This window comes from Pseudomonas sp. ABC1 (assembly GCF_013395055.1).
Lineage (GTDB): Bacteria > Pseudomonadota > Gammaproteobacteria > Pseudomonadales > Pseudomonadaceae > Stutzerimonas.
Genome location: NZ_CP058349.1, coordinates 112,269 through 136,143 on the forward strand (window position 1 = coordinate 112,269; position 23,875 = coordinate 136,143).

The 23,875-nt window shown below is 58.5% G+C and carries 20 protein-coding genes, 4 pseudogenes, 1 riboswitch and 1 other annotated feature; of the genes and pseudogenes, 9 read left to right on the forward strand and 15 right to left on the reverse strand.

Annotation, left to right across the window (positions count from 1 at the left end; all coding sequences use genetic code 11):
* The first annotated feature begins 25 nt into the window (after positions 1–25).
* Positions 26–991 carry an alpha/beta hydrolase gene (locus HW090_RS00315; protein ID WP_179111601.1) on the forward strand — a complete coding sequence of 322 codons (966 nt, stop codon included), beginning with the start codon at positions 26–28 and terminating at the stop codon, positions 989–991.
* A 46-nt stretch (positions 992–1,037) separates the two neighbouring features.
* Here the strand turns inward: HW090_RS00315 and HW090_RS00320 are convergent.
* From HW090_RS00320 to HW090_RS00345, 7 genes and pseudogenes are all read right to left on the reverse strand, one after another.
* Positions 1,038–1,175 (reverse strand): annotated as a pseudogene (locus HW090_RS00320) (integrase core domain-containing protein); the annotation flags it as partial.
* A gap of 32 nt (positions 1,176–1,207) precedes the next feature.
* Positions 1,208–2,178: pseudogene (locus tag HW090_RS00325) on the reverse strand (transposase).
* 50 nt (positions 2,179–2,228) lie between these two features.
* Positions 2,229–2,564: an IS66 family insertion sequence element accessory protein TnpB gene (gene tnpB, locus HW090_RS00330; RefSeq protein ID WP_179111602.1), complete on the reverse strand. Its 336-nt coding sequence runs from the start codon at positions 2,562–2,564 to the stop codon at positions 2,229–2,231.
* A complete protein-coding gene (locus HW090_RS18030; protein WP_179114775.1) occupies positions 2,561–2,830 on the reverse strand; it encodes an IS66 family insertion sequence element accessory protein TnpB in 270 nt (89 codons plus the stop codon). Before HW090_RS18030 ends, tnpB begins: the two co-directional genes overlap by 4 nt.
* 199 nt (positions 2,831–3,029) lie before the next feature.
* Entirely contained in the window at positions 3,030–3,281 is a 252-nt protein-coding gene (locus tag HW090_RS18035; RefSeq protein WP_218673551.1) for a transposase, read from the reverse strand.
* A gap of 12 nt (positions 3,282–3,293) precedes the next feature.
* The gene (locus HW090_RS00340) at positions 3,294–4,073 is read right to left on the reverse strand and encodes a transposase (protein ID WP_218673552.1); all 780 of its coding nucleotides are present in this window, start codon (positions 4,071–4,073) and stop codon (positions 3,294–3,296) included.
* A 212-nt stretch (positions 4,074–4,285) separates the two neighbouring features.
* Positions 4,286–4,933 (reverse strand): annotated as a pseudogene (locus tag HW090_RS00345) (IS3 family transposase); the annotation flags it as partial.
* Positions 4,601–4,717, reverse strand: a sequence feature (AL1L pseudoknot). It overlaps the preceding pseudogene by 117 nt.
* 101 nt (positions 4,934–5,034) lie before the next feature.
* Here HW090_RS00345 and HW090_RS00350 point away from each other — a divergent pair.
* Positions 5,035–5,304, forward strand: a pseudogene (locus HW090_RS00350) (IS3 family transposase); the annotation flags it as partial.
* A 42-nt stretch (positions 5,305–5,346) separates the two neighbouring features.
* Here the strand turns inward: HW090_RS00350 and HW090_RS00355 are convergent.
* The 8 genes from HW090_RS00355 to HW090_RS00390 all read right to left on the reverse strand — a co-directional run bounded on the left by HW090_RS00355 (position 5,347) and on the right by HW090_RS00390 (position 16,819).
* Entirely contained in the window at positions 5,347–7,779 is a 2,433-nt protein-coding gene (locus tag HW090_RS00355) for a TonB-dependent siderophore receptor (protein WP_179111604.1), read from the reverse strand.
* A 376-nt stretch (positions 7,780–8,155) separates the two neighbouring features.
* Positions 8,156–9,202 (reverse strand): GNAT family N-acetyltransferase, encoded by a 1,047-nt coding sequence (locus HW090_RS00360; protein ID WP_179111605.1) that lies wholly within the window; start codon positions 9,200–9,202, stop codon positions 8,156–8,158.
* 117 nt (positions 9,203–9,319) lie between these two features.
* Entirely contained in the window at positions 9,320–10,663 is a 1,344-nt protein-coding gene (locus HW090_RS00365) for a lysine N(6)-hydroxylase/L-ornithine N(5)-oxygenase family protein (protein WP_179111606.1), read from the reverse strand.
* A 242-nt stretch (positions 10,664–10,905) separates the two neighbouring features.
* Positions 10,906–11,736 carry a formylglycine-generating enzyme family protein gene (locus tag HW090_RS00370; protein WP_373416403.1) on the reverse strand — a complete coding sequence of 277 codons (831 nt, stop codon included), beginning with the start codon at positions 11,734–11,736 and terminating at the stop codon, positions 10,906–10,908.
* A 131-nt stretch (positions 11,737–11,867) separates the two neighbouring features.
* Positions 11,868–13,214 (reverse strand): dipeptidase, encoded by a 1,347-nt coding sequence (locus tag HW090_RS00375; protein WP_179111608.1) that lies wholly within the window; start codon positions 13,212–13,214, stop codon positions 11,868–11,870.
* A gap of 208 nt (positions 13,215–13,422) precedes the next feature.
* A complete protein-coding gene (locus HW090_RS00380; RefSeq protein ID WP_256930702.1) occupies positions 13,423–14,628 on the reverse strand; it encodes a type II toxin-antitoxin system HipA family toxin in 1,206 nt (401 codons plus the stop codon).
* Positions 14,606–14,944, reverse strand: a complete 339-nt coding sequence (locus tag HW090_RS00385; protein ID WP_179111609.1) for a helix-turn-helix transcriptional regulator — start codon at positions 14,942–14,944, stop codon at positions 14,606–14,608. The genes HW090_RS00380 and HW090_RS00385 overlap by 23 nt, the downstream gene beginning before the upstream one ends.
* 219 nt (positions 14,945–15,163) lie before the next feature.
* Positions 15,164–16,819, reverse strand: a complete 1,656-nt coding sequence (locus HW090_RS00390) for a cyclic peptide export ABC transporter (RefSeq protein ID WP_179111610.1) — start codon at positions 16,817–16,819, stop codon at positions 15,164–15,166.
* Positions 16,820–17,016: 197 nt separating this feature from the next.
* Here HW090_RS00390 and HW090_RS00395 point away from each other — a divergent pair, with 197 nt between their 5' ends.
* The 7 genes from HW090_RS00395 to cobW all read left to right on the forward strand — a co-directional run bounded on the left by HW090_RS00395 (position 17,017) and on the right by cobW (position 23,874).
* The gene (locus tag HW090_RS00395; RefSeq protein ID WP_179111611.1) at positions 17,017–18,633 is read left to right on the forward strand and encodes a PvdJ/PvdD/PvdP-like protein; all 1,617 of its coding nucleotides are present in this window, start codon (positions 17,017–17,019) and stop codon (positions 18,631–18,633) included.
* A 59-nt stretch (positions 18,634–18,692) separates the two neighbouring features.
* Positions 18,693–18,905: riboswitch (cobalamin riboswitch) on the forward strand.
* A gap of 86 nt (positions 18,906–18,991) precedes the next feature.
* Positions 18,992–19,600 carry a cob(I)yrinic acid a,c-diamide adenosyltransferase gene (gene cobO / locus HW090_RS00400; RefSeq protein WP_179111612.1) on the forward strand — a complete coding sequence of 203 codons (609 nt, stop codon included), beginning with the start codon at positions 18,992–18,994 and terminating at the stop codon, positions 19,598–19,600.
* Positions 19,600–20,475: an ABC transporter substrate-binding protein gene (locus HW090_RS00405; protein WP_179111613.1), complete on the forward strand. Its 876-nt coding sequence runs from the start codon at positions 19,600–19,602 to the stop codon at positions 20,473–20,475. The genes cobO and HW090_RS00405 overlap by 1 nt, the downstream gene beginning before the upstream one ends.
* Positions 20,472–21,488, forward strand: coding sequence for an iron ABC transporter permease (locus HW090_RS00410; protein WP_179111614.1), 1,017 nt, complete (start codon positions 20,472–20,474; stop codon positions 21,486–21,488). The genes HW090_RS00405 and HW090_RS00410 overlap by 4 nt, the downstream gene beginning before the upstream one ends.
* Complete coding sequence (locus tag HW090_RS00415; protein WP_179111615.1) at positions 21,485–22,273, forward strand: ABC transporter ATP-binding protein; 789 nt, start codon at positions 21,485–21,487, stop codon at positions 22,271–22,273. Before HW090_RS00410 ends, HW090_RS00415 begins: the two co-directional genes overlap by 4 nt.
* A 124-nt stretch (positions 22,274–22,397) precedes the next feature.
* On the forward strand, positions 22,398–22,763 hold the full coding sequence (locus HW090_RS00420) for a DUF1636 domain-containing protein (RefSeq protein ID WP_179111616.1): 366 nt from the start codon (positions 22,398–22,400) through the stop codon (positions 22,761–22,763).
* A gap of 43 nt (positions 22,764–22,806) precedes the next feature.
* The gene (cobW, locus tag HW090_RS00425) at positions 22,807–23,874 is read left to right on the forward strand and encodes a cobalamin biosynthesis protein CobW (RefSeq protein WP_179111617.1); all 1,068 of its coding nucleotides are present in this window, start codon (positions 22,807–22,809) and stop codon (positions 23,872–23,874) included.
* The last annotated feature ends 1 nt before the right edge of the window (position 23,875 follow it).

Here is a 23,875-nt window from a genome sequence, read left to right on the forward strand (position 1 = left end):
AGGCTGGCTCTTGATGGAGCTGAGTATGCCTCTGGATCCGGATGTCGAAGCATTTCTGGAGTTGGTCGAACTGGGAAAAATGACTGGAAAAGCTGTACCCATGCACCAGCTCAGTGTCGAGCAGGCGCGTCGTGAGTTTGAATTGAGCGCGGAATTGCTTGATCCCGAACTGCCGCGAGGTATTGAAATCCAGTCGTACCGAGTGCCATTGAGAGATGGCGAGTCAATTGAGGCCAGGTTCTATCGAGGGGTTCTGTCTGAAAAAGAAAAGTGCCCAGTCATCCTCTATTTTCATGGTGGTGGCTATGTTGTCGGCAGCTTGGACTCCCATGCCTGTGTCTGCCGTCGGCTGGCGCTGGCCAGCGGTTTTGCGGTTCTGGCGCCTGCTTATCGCTTGGCACCGGAGCATCGTTTTCCAACGGCAGTGGAAGATGCAGAGGATGCGGCCGGCTGGCTGGTGGAGCAGGCAGAACAATTGGGACTGGACAAGGAAAGAGTCATTGTCGGTGGCGATAGCGCTGGTGCGACATTGGCAACGCTATTGGCAAGCGGTAGCGGAAGTGTAGGGACGCAGAGAACCGCATTCAGGCCTACTGGGCAACTGTTGTTCTATCCGGTGACGGATGCCTCAAGTGTTTACGAGTCTTTTCGGGAGTATGGGGAAGGTTATCTGCTGGAGAGTGAGACAATGGACTGGTTTTATCAGCACTATCTTGACTCGAGCGCGCAGAGACTGGACTGGCGAGTTTCTCCATTGCTTGAGCCTGTTAAGGCATGCCCTGTGCCAGCTTATATACGAGTCGCAGAATACGATCCATTACGCGATGAGGGGAAGTTTTATGCGGACGCTTTATGGGGTAAGGGTGGGGAGGTTGATTTCGAGGTCATGGAAGGCTTGACTCATGACTTCTTAAGAATGTCTGGCGTGACCGATAGGGTTCAGGGAATTTATAGCGACGTGGCTGATTGGCTAAAGGCTCGTTGTAAATAGGCTGTAGTGAACCGCCCCGGCTTTTGTGGAGGCCATTTCGTTTAAGTCAGGCTGCCATGGCCTGACCTGCTTGTTGCTGGTAGAAGTTTGCCTCAGGCGTGACATACCCGATTGAGCTCAGCAGGCGCTGGTGGTTGTACCAGTGCACCCACTTCAACGTCGCCATCTCAACAGCTTCGCGGCTCGTAAGCGTACGGGGAACACGCCTTACGCAGGTTAGCCAGCCATCCATTGATGGGGCAGTAGCTGCTCAATCTCTCTGGCCTTCTGCGTCGGCAACCGCATCAGCACATTCTTAAGATACGCATACGGATCATGCCCGTTCATGCGCGCCGACTGGATCAGGCTCATGATCGCCGCAGCCCGTTTACCGCTGCGCAGCGATCCAGCAAAGAGCCAGTTCGACCTACCAAGCGCCCACGGCCTGATCATGTTTTCGCAGGCGTTGTTATCGATGGGCACAGCACCGTCATCCAGGTAGCGCGTCAGCGCTACCCAGCGTTTCAAGCTGTAATCCAGTGCCTTGGCTGTGGCCGATCCCTCGGGCACAAGCGCGCGTTGAGCGATCATCCACTCATGCAACTTTTCAGCGATGGGCACCGCTATTTCTTGGCGTAATCGCCAGCGATCTTCATCGCTCATGTCCTTGGCCTGCCGTTCGACTTCGTACAAGCCGCCGATGGAGTGCAGCGCTTGCTCGGCCAACTGGCTTTTGTTCGCCACATGCAGGTCGAAAAACTTGCGCCGGGCCTGGCGTGTAATCCAGTTTCTCGCTGACGTCTTCGCCAATGCGTTGAAGCTGGCAGCCGCAGGCACACTCGGTGTTCTCCGGCTCGTGATGAATAACGGTACGTGGGAACTGCGGTGGCAACGGGGCGCGCTTGGGTTGTTGGCGTGGTTCGTCCGGTGCCGGGGCGGGACGAAGGGCTTTCAACTCGGCGTCTATGGCTTCAAGGTCGGTGTTGAGCAAGTCATCCAGCAAGCGGCCTTGCGCCGGGCTGATCTGCTCACTGCGCTTGGCAAACTTGTGGCGTTTGAGAATGGCGATCTCGTGAGAGAGCTGCTCGATGACGGTCTTGTCGCGGCGCCTCTCTCGGCCCATGGTGTCGACCTTCGACAGCAACTGCGCAGCGAGTGCGCGCAGTTGATCGGGGGGGCATCTGGTCGAGATTGGGCGAGGAGGTCATGCCGTGGATTTTACCAACGCAACCCTCCCGACACAGCTAAAAGACCCGATTCAGAGCAACGTAATTGCGCCGTTGGCGCCAACCCGCTGCCAAGGCAGGCCCAGTACCAGCGCTTGAAGTTGTTCGGTGTCGAGTTCAACTTCATGGCCTCGATGCATACCAGGCCACTGAAACTTGCCCTGGTGCAAGCGCCGTGCAGCAAGCCAGATACCCACGCCGTCGTGCACCAGGACTTTCATCCGATTGGCGCGGCGGTTGGCGAACAGATAAGCGCAGTGCGGCTTCGCCGCACCGAATACGGTGACCACGCGGGCGAGGGCTGTGTCCGTGCCGGCACGCATGTCCATGGGCTCGGTGGCGAGCCAGATGGTATCGATGCGGATCATTGCGAAAGGCTGCGGATAAAGCGGGCGCAGCCGCCAGGGTCGGAGATCGGCCAGCTCACAGTGACTGTACCCTGCTCGGAGGAAATATCGATGCGAGCGACATCCTGCCGAGCTGGCATCGCCACAGCGGTCTCAAGCTTCAACGGTATAAATGCAGGCAAAGCAGAAGCTTTCCGGTCCCGGTAGAGCGGGATCCATTTGCGAACCAGGTTGGCGTTGATACCGTGCCGCAGGGCTACGCTGGCAATCGAGATACCTGGGTGCAGGCATTCCTGAACAACCTGGGCCTTGAATTAAGTGCGATGGTGTCCACGTATTTTTAGGTGGACACCATCGTCCTTAATCTGGGGATTCTGAAGGTGTGTTCGGCAGACGCCTACCGCGGCTCTTCCATGACTGGCGGTAAATCAGCTCGGCCTTGTACAGCCCGTTGATGGTTTCGGCCAAGGCGTTGACGCTCCTATGTCAAGAGGTGCCAGGTGATTGGCCCAGATCACCCAATATCAACGGGTACAACTCGCGCACAATGTACCGCTTCAGGCATCGCTGGATCTCCTTGGTCGATAGCCCCTGTGCCGTTCGGCGAGCAACATATTCGCGCGCACGAGGATCACTTCGCATTCGGACCATTGCAATGGTCCAAAGAGCATTATTTGCTGAATGATCGCCACCTCTATTCAAGCGATGACGTTTGGTTTTTCCGGATGAGGCTTGCAAGGGGCTGACCCCTCAGAGAGCTGTCAGGGATGCCTCGCTCTTCAGTCGATCCGGATTATCTCCAGCGACGCAAACCAGGACGGCAGCGGTTTGGGCCCCGACGCCGAACTTCTGGCGGAGCCGCGAAGCATGCTGACATGTGAGCTGTTCGAGCTCCGCGTCCAGAACCTTGACCACCGCTTTCAACGCCAGCCACCGCTTCGCAAGGAGGCGTAAGGTTGCCCGCAGAGATTGCAGCAAGGGCCCCGTGCCCAGCGATCTCACTTTCAAGCACATGTGCACGCAATCCTCGGCCTTGGGATGCAGTAAGCGATCCCGGATGTCTTGCGGCGCGCTGACCAAGATCCCACGTAACTGGTTGATGGTCTGTGTTTTGGACTTCACGGCGCTACGGCGCGCCGCCGAGACAGCGCGCATCGCGTATGCAGCGCCAGACTGCTGTTTAGGGATGGCTGTTGCACGGCCTGCGAGGACGGCACATGCAGCGCTTTCAGCGCCGGTGGGGTCGGATTTTCCACGCGTCCGCCTTGCGGCTCGGTCGGGATGGTTGACTTCGAACATCTCGACGCTATTATCGCGTCTTGTCAGTCCTGCGCCGTAGGTGGCCGTACCCTCGACACCGGCGCGACGCAATGCTCCGAATGATCGAGCCCAGTTCAGCAATTGGAGATAACCCGCTGCGGTTGTCTCCACTGCCTGCGTTCCAAGCAGCCTACCGGTGGCGCTAATCACTGCGCCAACATGCATATCCAGATGGGTATCGACACCAAGTATGACTTCGTCCTGATTCACACGAATTCCTCCTTATTGAAGAAGGCATCGCCAACCTCAATAGCTGGACAGGACATTCATGGTGCAGAACAAAGCTCCTATTAGGTCACATGCATTGAGCCCGACGGTGCTCGGGGAACATCCGACGTGATCGACAAGTCAATGCAAAGGCAACTGTGCCAGTCGTAGCTCGGGTCAGATCACGTTGGTGTCCAACAGTATTGGAACTGAGTGTCGTAGCTGTCGCCCTTGCTGCCCACCGAGGGCTCGATACCAGCCTCCGGCAGTCGCTCTGTGTAGAGGATCGAGACGCACTGGCTGCCACGGATGCCCTGCAACCCAGCTCGGCGCATCAGTTGCTCCACCGTGCATCTGGCTACCTCGATGCCTTCTCGCTGAAGCTGCTTCCAGACCTTCACTGCGCCATAGCACTGCATGTTCGCGTCCCATATGCGGTGGATTTCATTGATCAGCGTGTCATCGCGCCGAGCACGGCAACAGCGCAGTATCGGGTTGCGCTGCTGCGCCGCGTGTCTGCGGTAACCGGACGGGGCAATCTGCAAGACGCGGCAGATCGACTCGACCCCGAGACGGTCACGATGCTGGTCGACAAATGCCCTCAGGACTTGGTGCGGCGGTCGAGCTCCGCCTGGGCAAAATACGCACTGGCCAGGCGTAGAATCTCGTTGGCTTTGCGCCGCTCGCGATTTTCCCGTTCCAGGGCTTTGATGCGCTCACGCTCTTCGCTGGTCGGCCCAGGACGCTGACCGGCATCGGTCTGGTGGCGCATGCAGAGTTTGCGCTGCACAGCCAATCTTCGGGGCTATGGCTTCAATGGTTGCCCACTCGGAGGGGTAGTCGTTCAGGTGCTCCAGAACCATGCGTACAGCACGCTCACGGACTTCGGGGGAGTTTTCTCATGGCCTCATCTTCTCAAGAGTTGAGGCCTCCACAAAAGCCGGGGCGATTCAGTGACGCATAGCGGCGTTTCTGCAAATACAATCACCTTAAGCCAAGCATGAGCAGGCGTGCCAACTGCTGCGACAACGCGGTTGTTGAATCCTTCTGCAGCAGTTTGAAGAAGGAACGGATCAAGAAATGTATCTATGCAAGTCGGCAAGTAGCGACCTCGGATATATCCGACTGCATCGATGGGTTCTATAATTCAACGCGCTGCCATAGCTATCTCGGCGGCGTCAGTCCTGACGAGTTCGAGGCAGCGCGTCGCCATCACCGGTCACGTGTCCACTAAAAACTGGAAACTCCAGGTTACGATTGCCCTGCCGGTTTCTGGTCAGAAATCATATCTAACGCCTAAAGTGAGGTTGCGTGGTGCGCCGTAGTAGCCCACGTTCAGATTATCGATGGCGGAATAGTACTTTTTGTCGAAAATGTTGTTGGCATTGATGCTGGCGGAAAGGTGCTGATTGAACTTGTAGCGGGCCATAGCATCAACCACTACAAAATCATCCTGTGTAGCTTGGTAATATACTCCGGCCCATGTAAATGGAGTTGTAGACGTTTTCGACTGCCAGCGAGCGCCACCACCGATAGTAAGGTTTTTCCATTCGCCAGAGAATTTATATGTATTCCAAAATTTGACGGTGTCCAGCGGGTGCTCTGAAGTTTTGCGGGTGTCATTAGCATCTTCCGATCTGGAGTGACTGTAGCTGGCGCTGACATTCCAGCCTGTTAGAACTTCACCGGCAATTTCGATATCAATACCGTTGGTTTCCAAACCATTGATGGCACGGTAATAAGCCGTATTAGTAGAGTCATAGCCTGCAAGTTCGGTAGCGTTGTCACGGCTGACCCGGTAGAGTGCCACATTAGCATTGAGGTGGCCATCATAGAGTTCGCCCTTCCAGCCGATCTCATAGTTCGAACCTACCTGTGGCTCAATCACCTTGCGGTTTATGTCAGTGTTATTGTTGGGCCGGAAAATATCGGTATAGCTGAAATAGACTGACTGCTGAGGTGTTAGGTCGTAGACTAGGCCGGCATAGGGGGTGATTTCGCCTGTCTTTTTATAAGCACTAGAGCTATAAGAATTAGAAGTCGGTAATACGAAAGAGGAATCGTATTTATAGTCAGATGCACGAACGCCTAAAATGACATGAAGCTTATCAATTGGGTTGAGACGTAGGGCGCCATAGTATCCTTGTTGAATGATATAAAAATCTTGAATAAGATGAAGGTCGGGATTAGGCATCTCTACATCGTGAATGCTGGACAGGTTTGTAGTTATACGCCCTTGACCATAGGCTTCGTAATGAGACTTGTAGCGACTGAACTCATAGCCGACGATTGCTTGGTGTTCTCTGCCAAATAGTGAAAATGGCCCTTGCAGATTGACAGCGGCAGATTTTTGACTAAGAGGATTGACAGCCTTGGCTATTCGACTTGCAAGAAAAGTCCCTGTTTCTCTATCGATATCGAGATCTCCGGTCTTGGTCATAGACGCATAGTTTGAGATGTCTCGATCAACGTCCATATAGCCGCCAGCTATGACCAGTCTCCAGTCATTTGCCAGCGCCTGATCAATATTGAAAAAATAATTAGTTGTTTCAAGCTTCTGGTTTTGATGTTTAGAAGTTACCGTAGTGGAGCGGGAGAGATTGGTCTGTTGTCCGGTGGTATAGAATAAAGGTGAATCGGCTCCACCATTGACGTCATATTTATTGTAGTCAATACCGAATCGTAGTGTGGTACTATTAGTAATATCCACTTCCGCCACGCCGTAATAGACATCACGCTTCTGGCTGCGGTAGTCAGTAAAGCTGTCATTTTCCTGTTTGGCGCCGACAAAGCGTGCGCGCAACTTACCACTGTTGGTCAGTGGACCTGACATATCTACCGAGCCACGATAGTCATCCCAGCGCCCTACGCTTCCGGCTAGGCTGGCTTGGAATATCTCGGTGGGTTTTTTGCGTACCATATTGACCATGCCGCTGACATTGCCCGCACCGGTCATCAGGCCGGTGGCACCACGCACAACCTCGATTCTGTCGTAAATCGACATGTCGGCAAGGTTTTGCGTCATATTCTGTGTCCCATTCTCCACATGAGTGGTGAGGCCATCATACTGATACTTGGTAATCTCACTACCGCGTGAGTAGATATTGAAACGTTCATCTGAGTTGCGGGTGATGGTGACACCAGGTGTTTGCTCTAGCACCTTGGTAATACTGGTCAAGTCTTGGTCATCCATACGTTGGCGAGTAACGACGCTGATGGATTGCGGAGTTTCACGGATGGACAGATTCATCTTGGTGGCGGTGCTGGTGACGCCGGTGGTGTAGCTGCCAGTGCCTTCTGTGACTGCTCCCAGTTTCTGGCTGGTAATTTCGGTTACTGAAAGTTGCAACGAACTTTTAGTAACCGGTTGCAATGTAACGGTATCTCCGTTCAGACCATAACTCAGCCCGGTGCCCTGGATAATGGTTCTGGTCGCGTCAGCCAGTTGATAGCGACCATTAAGTGTAGTGGAGCGCAGACCTTCGACATCACTTGGATTGTAGAGCAGCTGTGCGCCAGTTTTACTGGCCAGTTCCTGCAGCGCTTGGCTGAGCGGCTGGGCGGGGATATTCAGTTGCCATTCTTGGGTTTGTGCTTGTACCGCTGGGGGGAGGGCGGCCGCTAGGGCTACTGCAGAAAGCGTCGGTTTGAAAACTTGCCGAAGGTGAAGTGCTTTGCTCAGATGACTCAAAATGTGTTGTGTTGACATAGCTATGCTCTTTACTCTCTTTATTAATTTTTTAAATGACTGTCTGGGTATCTGCGTACCAAATTTCACGCTTTCTCTGGGCCGACAGATGAATACTCGAATTTTCAATCCGTTTACCTTCCCCGTCATTCCCGCGAAGGCGGGAGTCCAAGCAGCGGCTGTAGCGAACCTGTCTTTGACCGCCAAGTGCTACCAGACACCTTAAGAAACATGATTTGAGGACTAAGGTGAACCTTCCTTGAGACGCCTATTTTCATCAATCCAGAATAAAAATTAGTCTCATTTTTCTTGGTGGTTAAATACAGCTCTACAGGGCGGTAGCGGGATTTTTCTTGTTTATATAGTTGCGCTGTGTGTCGAATTTTGTGTGGTCGGGCTATTGACTTTTCAGTGGCTGGTAAAGGCCGTCACTGAAAAAACGCTCCCGGGACAGCATTACCAGCAAGGCGCGCTTGTGGGGAAAGTCGAAGTGCTTGATCTTGGCGAAGCCGCTACGGTCGAAATTAGCGATCTGCCTCTGGTTATCGTGGCGTGGCTCGCAGACGATACGCTGGGTGCGTGGGTCGTCGAGGAACAGGTAGTGGCAGATGGATGAAAACCAGGCCGTGTAGAAGGTTTTGCCACGAAAGGATTCCTCTCCAACGAGCAGGTGCAGCCCTCTGTCGTAATCGTCGGCTTCATAGAACGGGGCGATGCGATCTTCCTTAGCCCAGTAGATTTCGAAATAGCCGAATGGCTGGTTATCGAAGAAGCCCGTCACGGGTTGTGCATGGGGATCGTCCAGCATTTTTTGCAGATAGGCTCGGTGCTGTTCCTGGCTGCCTTCTTCCTCCCAGAATTGTGCGACTCGAGGGGCGTTCATCCAGCGGTTGAATGTCTCTAGGTCTCGCTCTGGGTCGCTGAGTTTGAAGGTCAGGGTCTGCCCGAGCCAGGGGATAAAGCGTCGATAGAGCACGGAGGATTGTGGTGCGGGGCGTAGTGGGTGCCGTTTTGTATCGGTCATGACATATTGCTGAGGCAGGACTCCGAACGAGGCCTTGGGCAGCCAGGGGTGGGGTGTTTGCCAGAGGGCCTGGGATGTACAAGTCACGGAATCTTTGCCAGCCCGTCGTAGTAGCCCATCAGCCAGGAAGGCTTCGATTGCCACTGAGGGGGGATGGCTAAGTGTCAATTTTTCCAGTGCCGGACTCTGTGTAAATGCGCCTTCACAGGCTGCCAGGATGGCTTCCGACTCCATGGTTTTGTCGATGTACTTGAGCTCTCCCCGGAGTGAGTCATCCTGTGTATCCGGCTGGAGAGCTAGATCCAATAATGTCAGGCCATTCAGGGTGACGACAAGCCTCTCTGATGATATCTGGGTTTGAAGCTGTCTAGCGGGATAACGGCTGGAAAGGACTGGAGTTTCTATGAGGAGGGCGTTCATCTCGGCGTTCCGTAATGCTGGTTATAGCATCAGAACGCAAGTGCGGTAGTGGGATTTAGTCTTCGGGATTAGGTGATTAAGAGCGGAGGCCTTGAGGCTCCGCCCTGTTCTTTTTGCTCAGGCGCTGGCCAATGCCGTCGCCAATGGCTCGTTCTTGTGTTTACCCAAGCCTAGGCCCAAGTCCTGGTACAGCGCCTTGCCGATCTCCTCGCTTCGAATCGGCAGTACCGACAGTAAGGTATCGCTCAAGCCGTGAGTGCTTTCGCAGAAGCCTTGCAAGTAGATAGGTGTTTGCAGTTCCGGGCTGGTGAGGGCGCGGTAGTCACGGTCTACCTGATAGTCCTGCAGGTACTCTTGCAGTGGCGCCAGCAGGTCCTTGTGGGAACGGCGCTCGTAGCCGGTGGCAAGGATCACGGCATCGTAGCGGTGGGTGCGCTGTTGCCCGGTGGCCAGGTCACTCAGGGTCAGTTCGATACCTTCGGCAGTGGCCACTGCGGCTTCCACTTGCTGTCGGCATAGGACGGCATGTCGGGGCTGGCGGGAGACTTTCTGGCGGTAGAGCACGCCGTATATATGCTCAATCAGTTCCGGGTCCACGACTGAGTAGTTGGTGTTGTGGTATTCCCGCAGGTGTTTTTCCCGGCCTTCGGGCGTATTGGCGAAGACCAGGTCGGTATAGGCCGGGCCGAAGACTTCGTTGACGAATGGCGTGTCGTCGGCAGGTTTCATGGCAGAAGCGCGGGTGATGATTTCAGCTTTGACGTGTGGAAAGCTTTCATGCAGGTCGATAAAGGCTTCGGCGCCGCTTTGCCCGGAGCCAATGATGGCGATGCGCATGGGCTTGCCCTGAGTACAGGGCAGTCGTTCCAGGCTGCTCAGGTAGCGGGAATGATGGAAAACCCGAGGGTTGTCCTTGAAGGCCGTGAATATATCCGGAATCCTGGGCGTGCCACCCGAACTGATCACGGCGGCACGGGTGTGGCGAGCCTGTTCCTGGCCTTTGCTGTCGCGGGAGATCAACTTCAGCTTCTGGATAGCGCCGGTAGCGTTTTTGACTGGCTCGATGCGCAGCACTTCCTCGCCGTAGCGAACCTGGTCGGAAAAGTGTTCGGCGACCCACCTCAGGTAATCGTTGAACTCCATCCGGCAGGGATAGAAGGTGCCGAGATTGATAAAGTCTACCAGCCGGTCGTGCTGTTTCAGGTAGTTGACGAAGCTGTAGGGGCTGGTTGGATTGCGCAGGGATACCAAGTCCTTGAGGAAGGAAATCTGCAGTTCGCTCTGGCTGGCCAGGGTGTCGCCGTGCCAGCTGTAATGTTGCTGCTTGTCGAGAAACAGGGTATCCAGATTCTTGCCGGCTGGCAGGGACAGTTCCTTGAGGGCGATGGCCAGGGCGATATTGGATGGTCCGAAGCCTACGCCGATAAGGTCGTGGGTGGGGGTTGCGGTAGTCGTGGTCATGTCTGCATTTTCCTCAGAAGTGGTTCGATTTCCGAAAGCGAATGGCTGATGGCTTGTCGATAAGCCGTTATGCACACAAGCGGTGAGGGCGCAGAGCACATGGTGTTCGATACCTGGAACTGGCTGTGTCCAAGCTGCGCTGTCGTTATTCACACCCTGAATAGAGGACGAAGAGGAGTCTTGGGGATTTAGAAAGCGCTTTGAGAGCTCCTTTCACTATTTGGTTAAAAGTTTGAGTAACTTTAAAGTTCCCGGGCTACTCTGAAACCCAGCCAATCCCCACGAATATCGGGTGCCCGTTCATTTCGGTTGCCCGAGCGTGAGAAAATCGGGGGTTCTATCCAGTCGTTGCCCCTGATGACCCTGAGATTACATTCCCCGGTCAGACGAGCCTTACCATCGCTATGGGCGCCGTTATAGCTATTGTGGTAGCAGTCTTCTATCCATTCATAAACATTGCCGTGCATGTCATAGGCGCCGAAGGCATTGGCTGGAAAGCTACCAACCGGTGCGACATAGCTGAATCCATCGCGGGGACCATAGGTATTGGCGTGTTTGCTGATCTGGTATTCGCCATCTTCATCGAAGGGAAATGGGAAGGGACCGCTGGAGCCGGCGCGGGCGGCGTATTCGCGTTCCGCTTCACTAAGCATGCGATAGGGCTTACCTGTCTTTTGTGCGAGCCACTCGATGTAGTTGCGCACGTCGTGGAAATCGATGCAGACGGCTGGATGACGAGGAGTCTGTTCATAACGAGGGGTGCCGGCGATGCATTCGCGGCCAGGACGGCTGTCGCCATCCTTGAGAGTTACACCTGTTTCCTTGGTATAGGTGTTCCACTCTTCGACGGTGACGTGAAAGCGGCTGATGGCGAAAGGTTTAGCGAAGGTTACTTGATGCAGTGGGCCCTCATCTGGTTGACGGCCCAACTCATCTTCCGGGCTGCCCATGGTAAATTCACCCGAAGGTAGTACGACCATTTCCGGACAGGTGGGGCAATCTTGGAATACTGTGCTTGGAGCTGATAAGTCCTGAGCCTGAATGCTGTTTGATAATAGGCCGAGAACGATCATTTGTGCGAGAAAGATAACTGAATGCATGAGAACTCCACAATAAGTTAGATCAATTAAAAGCATTGCTAAGACAAAGTCATCCGATATAGGCCACCCTGTCTTTTTCGAAAAGTCGTGTTGATCGGCTATATTTATTTCTCTTTTGTCGTGCTATTGGCAGATTGCTGCACCTGCTCCCACACCCTGAGGAAATTCCCCCCCCAGAGTTTGGCGATGTCTTCATCCGAATAGCCGCGCTGGATCAGCTCTACGGTGATGTTGCGGTTGTCGGCAACGCTCTCCCAGCCGATCAGGCCACCGCCATCGTTGAAGTCGGAGCCGATGCCGACGTGGTCGATGCCGATTTTTTTTACGGCGTAGTCAATGGCATCGACGAACTGTTCCAGGGTGGCGCTGGGTTCCTGGCCGAGGATGCCGTAGAAGGGGTTCAGGTATTCGCCGAACTTCTCTTCGGACCAGATGGAGAATATCGGGTCGGTGGTGGTGCTGACTTGGGTCATGTTCTGAATGTCCGGCAGGCCGTATTGGGCTCGAAGCTCGTTCATCCGTGCGATGGTTTCGCGAGAGAATGGTTTGAGAAAGCCGGAGTAGCCGATGATGTGGGCTACTCCGCCGGTATTCCGGATGTACCGCAGATCTTCGTCGCTCAGGTTACGGCGGATATCCATGGTGCCCCGTACGCCGCTGTGGGAGGCAATGATGGGCGCTCGGGTCAATTCAGCGGTCTGGCGCAGTGCGTTGCTGGACATCTGCGATACATCGATGATCACCCCTAGGTCATTCAGGCGCTCGATGGCGGTACGACCGATTTCGGAAAGCCCTCCCAATTCATCTTCCGTATCCCCGAGAAATGGCAGCGGACGGGCCGAGTCGGTCCAACTGTTGTTACCGACATAGCCGGGACCGAAGATGCGTACACCCCTGGCGGCCCATGTATCTAACTTGTCTATGTCATCTCCCAATGGAGCTGCGTTGAGCATGCTGATGACGATGGCGAACTTGCCTTCGTGGGCCAAACGGCGGAAATCGGCAGGGGAGTAAGCGATAGCTGCCTGGTTGGGATAGTCCTTGGCGATACCTGTGATGATCCGGTAGCGCACTTCCAGTTCACTCTGCATGGCCTCTAGAAATCCGGGAGTTGGCCTATGTGGTGAATTCGGACCGGTCCAGAACTCCGGCCAGGACCATATGGTTAGCGCACCACCACTCAGTCGGCCCTTGCCGGCCTTGACCAGGTCGAATTGGCTATGGCCATCATGGTTGGCCTCAATTCCGGGACTGCCATAGTCGAGAGGAATGTCTAGATGGGCATCGAACGACAGCATTTGTTCATGCAGAGCATTCGCCCGGCGTATGACCTCCTGCGGGTAAGGCTGGGACTGCCTGAGGACGAACCACCAGATAAGCGCGGCCGCGACAGCCAGGGTCAGGATTAGGACTGGAATCAACCATTTCCAGCTTCTGTGGCGCGTGTTCATAAGCCTCCCGTGGCGTCTGCTCGTCGCTCTGTATGTGAGTGATCAATGGGGAGAACGAGGCGGGGGGAGGGGGATTTAGTCCGATAGGATGCGGCAGCGGAACCTTAGTAGAGCTATGCCTTGTTTCTTGTATGGGGAAAGGGGGAGGGCGCAGATGGAGCAGTTGGTCAGTTGTGCGGTAGAAAAGTCCTCTGAGCGAGTCGTGCCGTTATATTCGGTGCCTGCTGCACGCGGCAGTGAGAATATCTGCTTCCACCGGGGGTAAGCCTGCCTCCTGGAAATACCGGGCTGCATCCAGGGTAACCGCTTTTACTTCCTCAATGACCTGCCCGGCCTGTGCCTTGGACAGGCCGAAGCGTTCGCACAGGCTCAGGGCGTTCTCGAAAGTGGCCGCGCGTCCTTGCGTGCCCACGATAAGGGAGAGCTCGGCGGTCTGGTCGGGGTGCGGAAGGATATCGAATGCCGGTGCAAGTCGGTACTGATCGCGCCCCTGATGCAGGAAACCGTGGTTCTTCAGATGGTCGTCGGTGTTGCCGATCGCGATATTGAAGACCATGCGGCGGTACAGGTCATGCCAGTCGGCCTGGGCGTCCTGGCTGATCTTCTGGATGACGGCCGCCAGGCGCAGGTAGCTTACCGAGCCTTCCACATCCCCCTGGCGCATGCGATCTGGTGCTATGAGTGCGTTGGCGCTCAGGTAGTGGCGGCGATGTTCTCCCGCGCGATCGAAGCGTTCGATCAGTAGCACCGTTCTGCCATTCACGGTACGCAGTTGATGGCCAGGGGTGGGGATGCCGGCGTCCTTGGCCATGGTCAGGCTGGCGAATTCGGCGCGGGGCTGGTTGAACAGGTCATCGCGCCGGGAAAGTTTGGCGATGTATTGTCGATCACCGAGGCGCACCGTCACTTTGGGCCGGGCGCCGCCCATGGATGAGCCGTAGACCAGCAGTTTGGCCAGTGTATCGTCCAGGTGGCTTGGCAGTTCGCCACGGTCGATCTCGTCGGCGAGCTCCAGCAGTTGTTCGAGTTCGGAAAACGAGGGAACGGTGACGGGAGCTGTCACCGAGTGACGCGAGGCTGAGAAAAGCAGGCAACCGGCGCCGGCGCCGCGAGAGGCCAGTAGCCATTCGAGTTCGTTGGCGGGGGCCTGTCTGTGGGTGGCGAGGAGGACCTTTCTGCCCCAGTTGTCGGGTGTGGCGTCTTCGAAGCATCCCCATAGCTTCGATGCGCTCTTTTCGCCAGGTGACAGGGGAAGATTCAGTGGATCGACGGAGAAGGCGTCGGGAGAGCCAAGCCAGCTCTGTGCATAGGCAAAGCGCAGCCCGGAGGCGTCCTTGGCCAGTACACCCAGGGGGCGTGGTTCGCCGTCGAGAGCTGCAAAAACGTACGCCTTAGAAATCGGTGTCCAGTTCATCGGACGCCTCCTCGCGGATGCGCTTGGGTTGATGCGCTCTTTCCATGGCTATGCCTACTTCATCGGAAGACGGTGAGGCGATCAGTGCAAGATCATCTTCCAGGTTCATCGCGCTCAAGACCGCGGCCATGATTCCGATGCCGATGCCCGGTTCGCCTTTGCTCAGGCGTCTGTAGGTCTGGGCTGTGATCCCGGCTCGGCTGCAGATCGTATCGACCGAGAGGCGGCGGCGTTTGCGTGCCTGGTCAATGTTGATTCCGAGTTGAGCGAGCAGGGATAGGGTCGAATCTGGCAAGAGCGATTTATGCTTTCGCATGGTATATCATCTGCTAAATGCTTTAGTTGATGATATATCACCTATTTTTTTGGTGCTAGTTTGTTGCTGACAGGTGTGGTGACTATCTGGGGCGCAGTCGGGTGGGATGTGGTGGTGTTGCGTTGTAGTCGGCCTCTCGTTGATGGCTGAGGGGCCCCGCGACGATGCCCAACTGTAGCACTCGTTGATGGGTTTTGCGGTGCTCAACCCATCCTACGTTCAGGCGGGCACTTCTTTGCCTGCAACACGCTCGCTGACCACCTTGCCGGCATGCATATGCACCAGTTGGTCCGCGATGTCGAAATAGCGGTCGTCGTGGGAGATGACGATGATGGTCTTGCCCTGGCGTTTCAGTTCGGGCAGCAGCTCGGTGTAGAACACCCGGCGGAAGGCCGGGTCCTGGTCGGCGGCCCATTCGTCGAAGACCAGCACCGGGCGCTCTTCCAGCCAGGCATTGATCAGGGCCAGGCGCTTGCGCTGGCCGGTGGAGAGATCGGTGGTGGTGAAGGCGCCGTCGCGGATCGAGACCTTGTGCGCGATGTCCAGGCGTTGCAGGTATTTTTCCGCTTCCGCGGGAAGCTGTTGCTTGCCGGGGGCGAGGTCGTCGAACAGGTAGTAGTCGGCGAAAATGGTGGTGAAGAGTTGACGGTAGTCGTCGCGGTGTTCGGCATCGACACGCTGGCCGTTCAGGCGGATTTCACCCTGGTGCGGTTCATAGAGACCGAGCAGAACCTTGATCAGGGTGGTCTTGCCGCAGCCGTTCTCGCCGATGATAAAGACGATGTCGCCCCGGCGGATTTCCAGGTCCACCGGCCCGAGGTGGAAGGCCTGACTACCTTCTACCTCGGGGTAGTCATAGCCGAGCCGATGAAGTTCGATGCTCTGCAGTGCGTCGTCCGTTGCGGGCAGTTCACTCAGCAGCAGGTGCGGCTCGGGGGACGAGAAGCGCTGCGACAGTTCGGCGACCCGGCGGAAGGCCACTTCGGCGCGACTGATGCTGGGGATGAGTGTGATCAGTTGTTCCAGCGGCCCTTTCATATAGAGCATCACCAGGATAAACCCGCCCAGCACACTCTTGTCGGTACCTGAGCCGAGGGCCTGGAAGGCGATGGCCATGCCGATCACCGCGAAGAACAGCATGGAGCCGAAGGTCTCGGCACTGACGAAGATGGTGGCGGCACGGATGTTGGCACGGCAGATGTCGTCCGTTGTGCCTTTGATATGTCGCTCCAGCATGTCGTGACGGCGCCCGCGTTGGATGCGAAGTTCCTTGGCGCCGGCTGAGATGGCCTGGTAGTGCTTCTGCAGTTCGTCCTCGCCATCTCGGGCGGCCTGCAGGCTGCGCAGACCCGCCCGGTGGGCGAGGTATTGGGCGCCGCTGCCGATGACCACGGTGAGCAGGGTCAGCAGCAGGATTTGCCAGGACAGCAGCGCCAGGTAGGACAGGCAGCCGAGGGTCACGGTCAAGGAGATCACCATGGGCGCCACGGACAGGGCGAAGCCGCTGATGGTGCCGATATCGTTGAGCAGCACCGGGATCAGGCGGTGGGCGCGGTAGCGCTCCAATTGCTCGATGGGCGCGACGAGGATCTTTGCCGCCAGTTCCTGGCGCATGCGCGCGATGACCTTCTGCCCGACCCGGTTGGTCAGCAGGTTGGAGAGGGTGGAGCAGGCCAAGGTAAGGAGGCACAGGCCGGCGAACAGCAGGGCCAGGCGTGTGGTGGCGCCGCCTTCGCGGTTCAGGGCGTCGTTCATGGTCGCCAACAGCGCGGTGACGCTCAGGCCACTGACGATGCCGAGCAAGGTCGATAACACGACGGACAGCCAGAAGGGTTTGAGGATGCGCAAGATTTCCGCGGACAGGCGTGGCGGCATGGGGGCTTCTCTGAGACTGACCTTGAACCGACTAGACGAGTCGGCCATGGAAGGATTTAACCGTGCAGGTGGCATCCGCTTTCGGGGGAGACCATCCATTCGCAGGCAAGCCTGACCTTATGTCGCTAAATCCACCTTTGACCGCTTCGTCCGTATGGGAAATGTCCGTATCGGGCAGAAGGTCTGGGCAGGAATTTATGAGGGTTTCTCGACGGAAGTTCGTGGCAGGGTTGGCGGCGGCTGGGGTCGCAGGCGGGGCGTTGGTGGCAGCGCGTAGTGCCTACCGTAGCCATCAGGAAAAGGAAGCGGCCGAGTTGAGAGAAGAGCCGGAAATCATTCCGGTGCCTCAGGCGGAAGTGCTGCTTGGCGAGCGATTGGTCGGTATCTGGGATTTCCGCTTGCTCGACGGGCAGGGGGACTTTCCCGGGCTGGCGCTCGATCACCTCGAACTGTTGCTGGACATCGGTCCGGGTGGGCGTGCGGTGCGCGGTGTGCTGGGCCGGCGGCCCTTCGATAAGGGCAACCTGCAGGTGTTCGGCGAACTGGATGCAAGCAAGGTTCCCAACCTGCGTTGGAAGCTGACGGACCATGCCGGCCATGCCTATGACTGCCAGGCGATCTTCGATGAAATCTGGGGCGACTGGAGCAGTGGTGGTGGCCAGGCGACGATCAGCGGCGCTTTGAGTACGCAAGGACAGCAGCACGGTTTTTCCACACGGCAAGCACGCTTCGTCGCGGTGCGCCGCCCTTTCGTGCTAGCCCGCGAACGACTTCCCTACCGGCCTGAGCTCAAGGCCTGGCTGATTTCACCTGGGCATCGGTTGTTTCACCAGCTCTGGCACGCCGCCCGCGATCGTTGGCGGCATCTGGACGAAACGCAGCGGCGTGGGGTACGGAGCCTGGGTTGGCAGCCAGGGCCGGAAGGCCAGGAGCGGGATGCGCGGGGCAAGGAGCGCCACCGCAACGGCTCGGGCGAGGACTTCCTGTTCATGCACCGGGATATGGTGCTGAAGGCACGTGCCATGCAACCGTTGCTTTCCTGGCCCAGTCTGCCGCCGCCACGGCCCTATATCGGCCATGGTGTGCAGGCATTCATCGACTATGTGGAAAACCACGATGGCTATTCGACGCCGCCGTTCTGGGAGATTCCCGGTGATGCTGGCTTCAATGCCTGGCTGCTCGGTATCAAGAGCAGCGAGGGGTATTTCGGTAATTTCCAGCTGTGGGAGGCGCAGTACCAGAACCCTGAGTACTTGAGCACTCTGTGTCTGGGAGAGTTGGGTTCGCGTATCGAGCTGGGTATCCATGACTGGCTGCATATGTGCTGGGCTTCCCTGGCGCGCGATCCTAACAGCGGCCTGCCGATGCCCTATGCGCGCAACCCTGTCGACTTCTCCGAGCGCTGGTTCCGCGAGGACAATGATTTCCTTGGCGATGCCTTCTCGTCCCATGTCAATCCAGTGTTCTGGGCGTTCCATGGCTGGATCGACGACCGTATCGACGACTGGTTCCTGGCCCATGAGCAAGCACACCCCGGTGAAGTGGTGCGCACCCTGGTCGATGGCGTGCCCTGGTTCGCCCCTGGGCGTTGGGTCGAGCTCGCGCGGCCCTGGCTCGGGCCGCAGCAGGCCGGTTGCGGTGCCTGGCTACAAGGCAATGGTGGTGGCGGCGGGGAGTTGGATATCGAGACCATGAAGCTCGCGCTGCGGATCATCCACTCCGACGAGCTGGAAGTGGAGCGCCTGTCCAAGCGTATACCCCGGCGCCCCTGGTACGGTCGGCACCTGCCGCCTGGGCCTGGCGGAAAAGTATAGATCTGGATTCGCTCCACCCGAGCCCTCCCGCTATCGGCTTTCCACTGTTTTGCTGCTAACCTGCCACACCTCGAACAGGTGCCCGCGCCATCTCCATGGCAGGGCTGAAACGGGAAGTCCGGTGAGTCGTGCCCAGCGCATGCCGAGTCCGGCGCAGCCCCCGCTGCTGTAAGCCTGACGCTGCCGTGATACGCCACTGGGGTTCGCTCCGGGAAGGCGCGGTATGCGAGCGACGGCGAGCCAGAAGACCGGCCTGTTATGACCAGGTATGACCCCGGGGTGAGGGTGGTTGCCGCTGCCAGGCCTTTTCGTGCTTGCCTGTGTGCGTCCATCCGGCCCCTTTGCGGAGTGGCGAGCGATGATCGACGAACAGAAGAAGCAGAACCATGCCGAGCGCATGAAGCGCAAGAAGGCCGTGGTCGATGCCGGTATCGACAAGGCGCAGATCGAGCGTGGCATCCTGATCCTCATCACCGGTAACGGCAAGGGCAAGAGCACTTCGGCCTTCGGCACCCTGTACCGGGCGCTGGGGCATGGCCAGCAGGCCGGGGTGGTTCAGTTCATCAAGGGCACCCACGCGTCCGGCGAAGTCATCTATCTGCAACAGCACGCACCACAAGTGCGTTACCACGCGATGGCCACCGGTTTCACCTGGAACACCCAGGACTGGGACAAGGACAAGGCCGCCGCTGACGAAGCCTGGGCCCATGCGCGGGCCATGCTCGCCGATGCCAGTCTGAACCTTGTGGTGCTCGACGAACTGACCTATATGCTCAAGTACAACTACCTGGTGCTGGACGAAGTGTTGCAAGCCCTGCGCGAGCGGCCCGCGCACCAGAGCGTGATCGTCACCGGGCGAGCAGCCAAGCCGGAGCTGGTCGAGCTGGCTGATACGGTGAGCGAAATTCGTGACGTCAAGCATGCCTACAACGCTGGGGTGAAAGGCCAGGCTGGCGTCGATTTCTGATGTTTTTGCGCTTTCGTAGGGGGCCGCAACGGCTTCGCGGGCAAGCCCGCGCCTACGGGGCGGGGGTTGTGCTGTCGCTGCTGGTCGTCCAGGGCGCCATGGCGCTGCCTCGCGTAGTGTCGACCAACCTGTGCGCGGATTACCTGGCACTGGGGCTGGCCGCGCCCGGTCAACTGTTGTCAGTGTCGGCCAAGAGCCAGGATGCGCGGGTGTCGTCCATGCCTGGGCAGGCACGCCAGTACCCGGCGAATCAGGCCACGTCCGAGGAGATTATCGCGCTGCGTCCGGACCTGGTGCTGGCCTCGCGCCGCTGGCTGGCGCAGAACCCGCGCGAGCTGTTCCAGCGCCATGGCATCGAGGTACTGGCGGTGCCGTACCCGACCACCTGGCAGCAGATATTCGACACCACGCTACTGGTCGCACGGCGCATGGACCGGGAAGCAGCCGGGCAAGCGCACGTGGCCGATTGGCAGGCGCGCCTGCAACGGTTACAGGCACGTGAGCGGCCATTCCGCTTGCTATACCTGCGCCCCAATGGCGGCAGTGCCGGGTACGAAACCTATGTCGATACGGTGTTCCAGGCCCTTGGCGCGGAGAACGCCTTCCCGGCACGAGGCTGGGGGCATTACCCGCTGGAGCGCCTGCTCGGTGCTCCGCCGGATGTGCTGGTGAAAGCGGATATGCTGATCGACCAGGGTCATGCCAAGTCATCCTACTGGCGCCATCCTCGGTTGCAGCAACTGTTGCGTCATACCCCTTCGATCACCATCGCCGATAACCGCTGGGGCTGCAGCGATGGGCAACTGGTGACGGCTGCGGAGCAACTGGCCGGGCAACTGGATGCACTGGTCGATACGGGAGTGCTGCACCCATGAACCGGCTGGTGAATCCCATCCTGCTGCTGATACTGGTCGTGTTGTTCCTGTTGTCGCTGAGCATCGGCTCCGTGGCCCTGACGCCAGGCGAAGTGCTGCGGGCGCTGCTGCAATGGCAGCCGGCCAGTGACGACTTGCGCGACCTTGCGGTACAGCAGTGGATTATCGTGCATGAAATCCGCTTGCCCAGGGTGTTGCTGGCGATCCTGGTCGGTATGTCGCTGGGCACGGCAGGGGCGGCGTTGCAGGGCTTGCTGCGCAATCCGCTGGCCGAGCCTGGCCTGCTCGGCGTCAGCAGCAGTGCCAGTCTGGGTGCTGTGCTGTGCCTCTATTACGGTTACGCCGGGCTGAGCCACTGGCTGCTGCCGGGGGCTGCCATGGGCGGCGCAGCGCTCTCGACACTGTTGCTCTACCTGATCGCCCGCCGCCGAGGCGGCAACCTGACGCTGATCCTTGCCGGCGTGGCGCTGTCCGCCCTGGCGGCGGCGTTGACATCCCTGGCGATCAACCTGGCGCCGACACCGACCGATATGCAGGACATCGTGCTCTGGCTGATGGGCTCGCTGAGCGACCGCAGCTTTGCCGATATCCACCTGAGCCTGCCGTTCATCCTCGGCGGCCTGGCGTTGTTGCTGGCCTGTGGTCGGCAACTGGATGCCCTGACCCTGGGTGAGGACGAGGCCGGCAGCCTGGGTGTCAACCTGTCGCGCCTGCGTTTGCAGATCATCCTTGGCACAGCGTTGTGTGTGGGTGCCAGTGTTGCGGTTACCGGCGCTATCGGTTTTATCGGACTGGTGGTGCCGCACCTGTTGCGACGCTGGGTCGACTATCACCCTTCGCGGTTGTTGCTGAGCAGCGCCCTGGGCGGTGCCATCCTGCTGCTGGCGGCGGATATCCTGCTGCGCCTGGTCAGTGGCGAGCAGGAGTTAATGCTCGGCGTGGTGACGGCCTTGCTCGGTGCGCCGTTCTTCCTGCTGTTGGTGCTGCGCCAGCGCGGGAGCCTGGCCCGATGAGCGGGTTGGTGCTGGAGGCAGTCGGCCTGGAGATCGATGGCAAACGGCTGCTCGACGCCATTTCTCTGGAGGTGGAGCCGGGCTGCCTGCTGGGGCTGATCGGCCCCAACGGCGCCGGCAAGAGCAGCCTGCTCAAGGTGCTGGCGCACCTGTTGCCCTACAGTGGCGCGGTCCGCCTCGATGGCCAGGACCTGAAGGCCCTCGACCCGCGCCAGCGCGCTCTGCGTATGGCTTACCTGGGGCAGGGCGACGAGCACGGTTGGCCATTGCGCCTGAATGATTACGTCGCCCTGGGCCGCTTGCCGCACCGGACGTTCTGGGGCCGCCCGAGGGAGGAGGATCACCAGGCGGTGACGCAGGCCATGGCGGATATGGCACTGACCGACCTGGCCACGCGCCGTGTCGACAGTCTGTCTGGTGGCGAACGCGCGCGCGCACGGTTGGCACGGGCACTGGCGGTCGGCAGCCCGCTGCTGCTGGCGGACGAACCGGTGGCGGCGCTGGACCCTTTCCATCAACTGAACGTAATGCAAATGCTCGGTGCGCAATGCCGCCAGGGCCGCACTGTTCTGGTGGTGCTGCACGACCTGACCCTGGCCAGTCGCTTCTGCGACCGCGTGCTGCTGCTCGACCACGGACGTGTGGTGGAATACGGCAGCCCGCGCCAGGTGCTGACACCGAAGAACTTGCAACAGGTCTACAAAGTGCAGGCGATGCTCGGCGAACACCAGCAACAGCCGTTCGTACTGCCCTGGGCGTGCCGCCCGGAAGGGGATAGCGCATGAGAAGAAAGGGCACATGGGTAGGATGGGTCGAGCGTAGCGACACCCATCACTGGACGGCATTGATGGGTATCGTCGCTTCGCTCCTCGACCCATCCTACGGATCGCTCACACCAAGGGGGCGGGTATGACGAGTCAACTGCTGATCTGCGAAACCTGCGGCTATGACGCCGCCAACCCGGAGCAGCCACGGCGCGGGGCGTTGTTCGCCGAACAGGTCGAGCGACTGGCGCAAGCGCGTGGTGTATCCCTGCGTCTGGGGCGTACCCGTTGCCTGATGGCCTGCCAGCGGCATTGCAGCGTGTTGCTGCGCGAGCCCGGCAAGATCACCTACGTGCTGGGCGATTTCCAGCCGGACCAGGCGGCGGCCCAGGCACTGCTGGACTATGCCGAACACTATCGAATGTCGAGCAGCGGCCAGGTGCCGTTCCGCGACTGGCCACAGGGGATAAAGGGCAAGTTCATCGCCCGGATTCCCGTGCTGGAAGACTGATTTTCAACGCTGCTTTTCACTTTTGTATCGCGAGGGCAACACCATGGCCGTTCAAGGCAAGATTCCCGTCACCATCGTCACCGGCTTTCTCGGTAGCGGCAAGACCACGCTGCTGCGCCATATCCTGGAGAACGCCGCAGGCCGGCGCATTGCGGTGATCGTCAACGAATTCGGCGAACTGGGGATCGATGGCGAGATCCTGCGCGGCTGCGGTATCGGTTGCGACGAGAGTGGCGCGGAGCAGGGCGGACAACTGTACGAACTGTCCAATGGCTGCCTGTGCTGCACCGTGCAGGAAGAGTTCTACCCGGTGATGAAGGAACTGATCGGCCGTCGTGACGACCTGGATCATATCCTCATCGAGACCAGCGGCCTTGCCCTGCCCAAACCACTGGTACAGGCCTTCAATTGGCCGGAGATCAAGAATGCCTGCACCGTCGATGCGGTGATCACCCTGGTCGACGTGCCGGCCGCCGCGTCCGGTCAGTTCGCCGCCAACCCGCAGGCAGTGGACGCCCAGCGTCGCGCCGACCCGAATCTCGACCATGAATCGCCGCTGCACGAGCTGTTCGAGGACCAACTGCTGTCCGCCGACCTGGTGGTGCTGAGCAAGACCGACCAGGCTGATGCCGCGACCATCCGCCAGGTGGAAGCGCTGGTGCGCGAGGAGCTGCCGCCTCAGGTCAAGGTGGTGGCCAGCGACCAGGGCCGTCTCGATCTGGACCTGCTGTTGGGCCTGTCCAGCGCTTCGGAAGACAGTATCCACCTGCGCGAGAGCCACCATGATCATGGTGATGACGACCATGAGCACGATCATGACCTGTTCGAGTCGGTGGTGGTGAAGCTGCCGCTGGTCGAGCGCGAGCGGCTGCTGGCGGTTCTCCAGGGGCTGGTCGAACAGCACGATATCCTGCGCATCAAGGGCTTCCTGGCGCTGCCGGGCAAGCCCATGCGACTGGTGGTGCATGGCGTCGGCAAGCGTTTCGACAGCTACTTCGACCGCCGCTGGCGCGACGACGAAACGCCCTACAGCTATCTGGTGCTGATCGGCCGTGAGCTGGATGCCGAGCAATTGCAGGGCGCGCTGCAAGGCGCGGTGATCGAGGCCTGAA

Bases quoted from the DNA above. Each gene is read 5' to 3' on its own strand.
- HW090_RS00315 (WP_179111601.1), top strand. From the start codon at position 26: ATGCCTCTGGATCCGGATGTCGAAGCATTTCTGGAGTTGGTCGAACTG.
- tnpB (WP_179111602.1), bottom strand. From the start codon at position 2,564: ATGATCCGCATCGATACCATCTGGCTCGCCACCGAGCCCATGGACATG.
- HW090_RS00355 (WP_179111604.1), bottom strand. From the start codon at position 7,779: ATGTCAACACAACACATTTTGAGTCATCTGAGCAAAGCACTTCACCTT.
- HW090_RS00360 (WP_179111605.1), bottom strand. From the start codon at position 9,202: ATGAACGCCCTCCTCATAGAAACTCCAGTCCTTTCCAGCCGTTATCCC.
- HW090_RS00365 (WP_179111606.1), bottom strand. From the start codon at position 10,663: ATGACCACGACTACCGCAACCCCCACCCACGACCTTATCGGCGTAGGC.
- HW090_RS00370 (WP_373416403.1), bottom strand. From the start codon at position 11,736: ATGATCGTTCTCGGCCTATTATCAAACAGCATTCAGGCTCAGGACTTA.
- HW090_RS00375 (WP_179111608.1), bottom strand. From the start codon at position 13,214: ATGAACACGCGCCACAGAAGCTGGAAATGGTTGATTCCAGTCCTAATC.
- HW090_RS00380 (WP_256930702.1), bottom strand. From the start codon at position 14,628: ATGAACTGGACACCGATTTCTAAGGCGTACGTTTTTGCAGCTCTCGAC.
- HW090_RS00385 (WP_179111609.1), bottom strand. From the start codon at position 14,944: ATGCGAAAGCATAAATCGCTCTTGCCAGATTCGACCCTATCCCTGCTC.
- HW090_RS00390 (WP_179111610.1), bottom strand. From the start codon at position 16,819: ATGCCGCCACGCCTGTCCGCGGAAATCTTGCGCATCCTCAAACCCTTC.
- HW090_RS00395 (WP_179111611.1), top strand. From the start codon at position 17,017: ATGAGGGTTTCTCGACGGAAGTTCGTGGCAGGGTTGGCGGCGGCTGGG.
- cobO (WP_179111612.1), top strand. From the start codon at position 18,992: ATGATCGACGAACAGAAGAAGCAGAACCATGCCGAGCGCATGAAGCGC.
- HW090_RS00405 (WP_179111613.1), top strand. From the start codon at position 19,600: ATGTTTTTGCGCTTTCGTAGGGGGCCGCAACGGCTTCGCGGGCAAGCC.
- HW090_RS00410 (WP_179111614.1), top strand. From the start codon at position 20,472: ATGAACCGGCTGGTGAATCCCATCCTGCTGCTGATACTGGTCGTGTTG.
- HW090_RS00415 (WP_179111615.1), top strand. From the start codon at position 21,485: ATGAGCGGGTTGGTGCTGGAGGCAGTCGGCCTGGAGATCGATGGCAAA.
- HW090_RS00420 (WP_179111616.1), top strand. From the start codon at position 22,398: ATGACGAGTCAACTGCTGATCTGCGAAACCTGCGGCTATGACGCCGCC.
- cobW (WP_179111617.1), top strand. From the start codon at position 22,807: ATGGCCGTTCAAGGCAAGATTCCCGTCACCATCGTCACCGGCTTTCTC.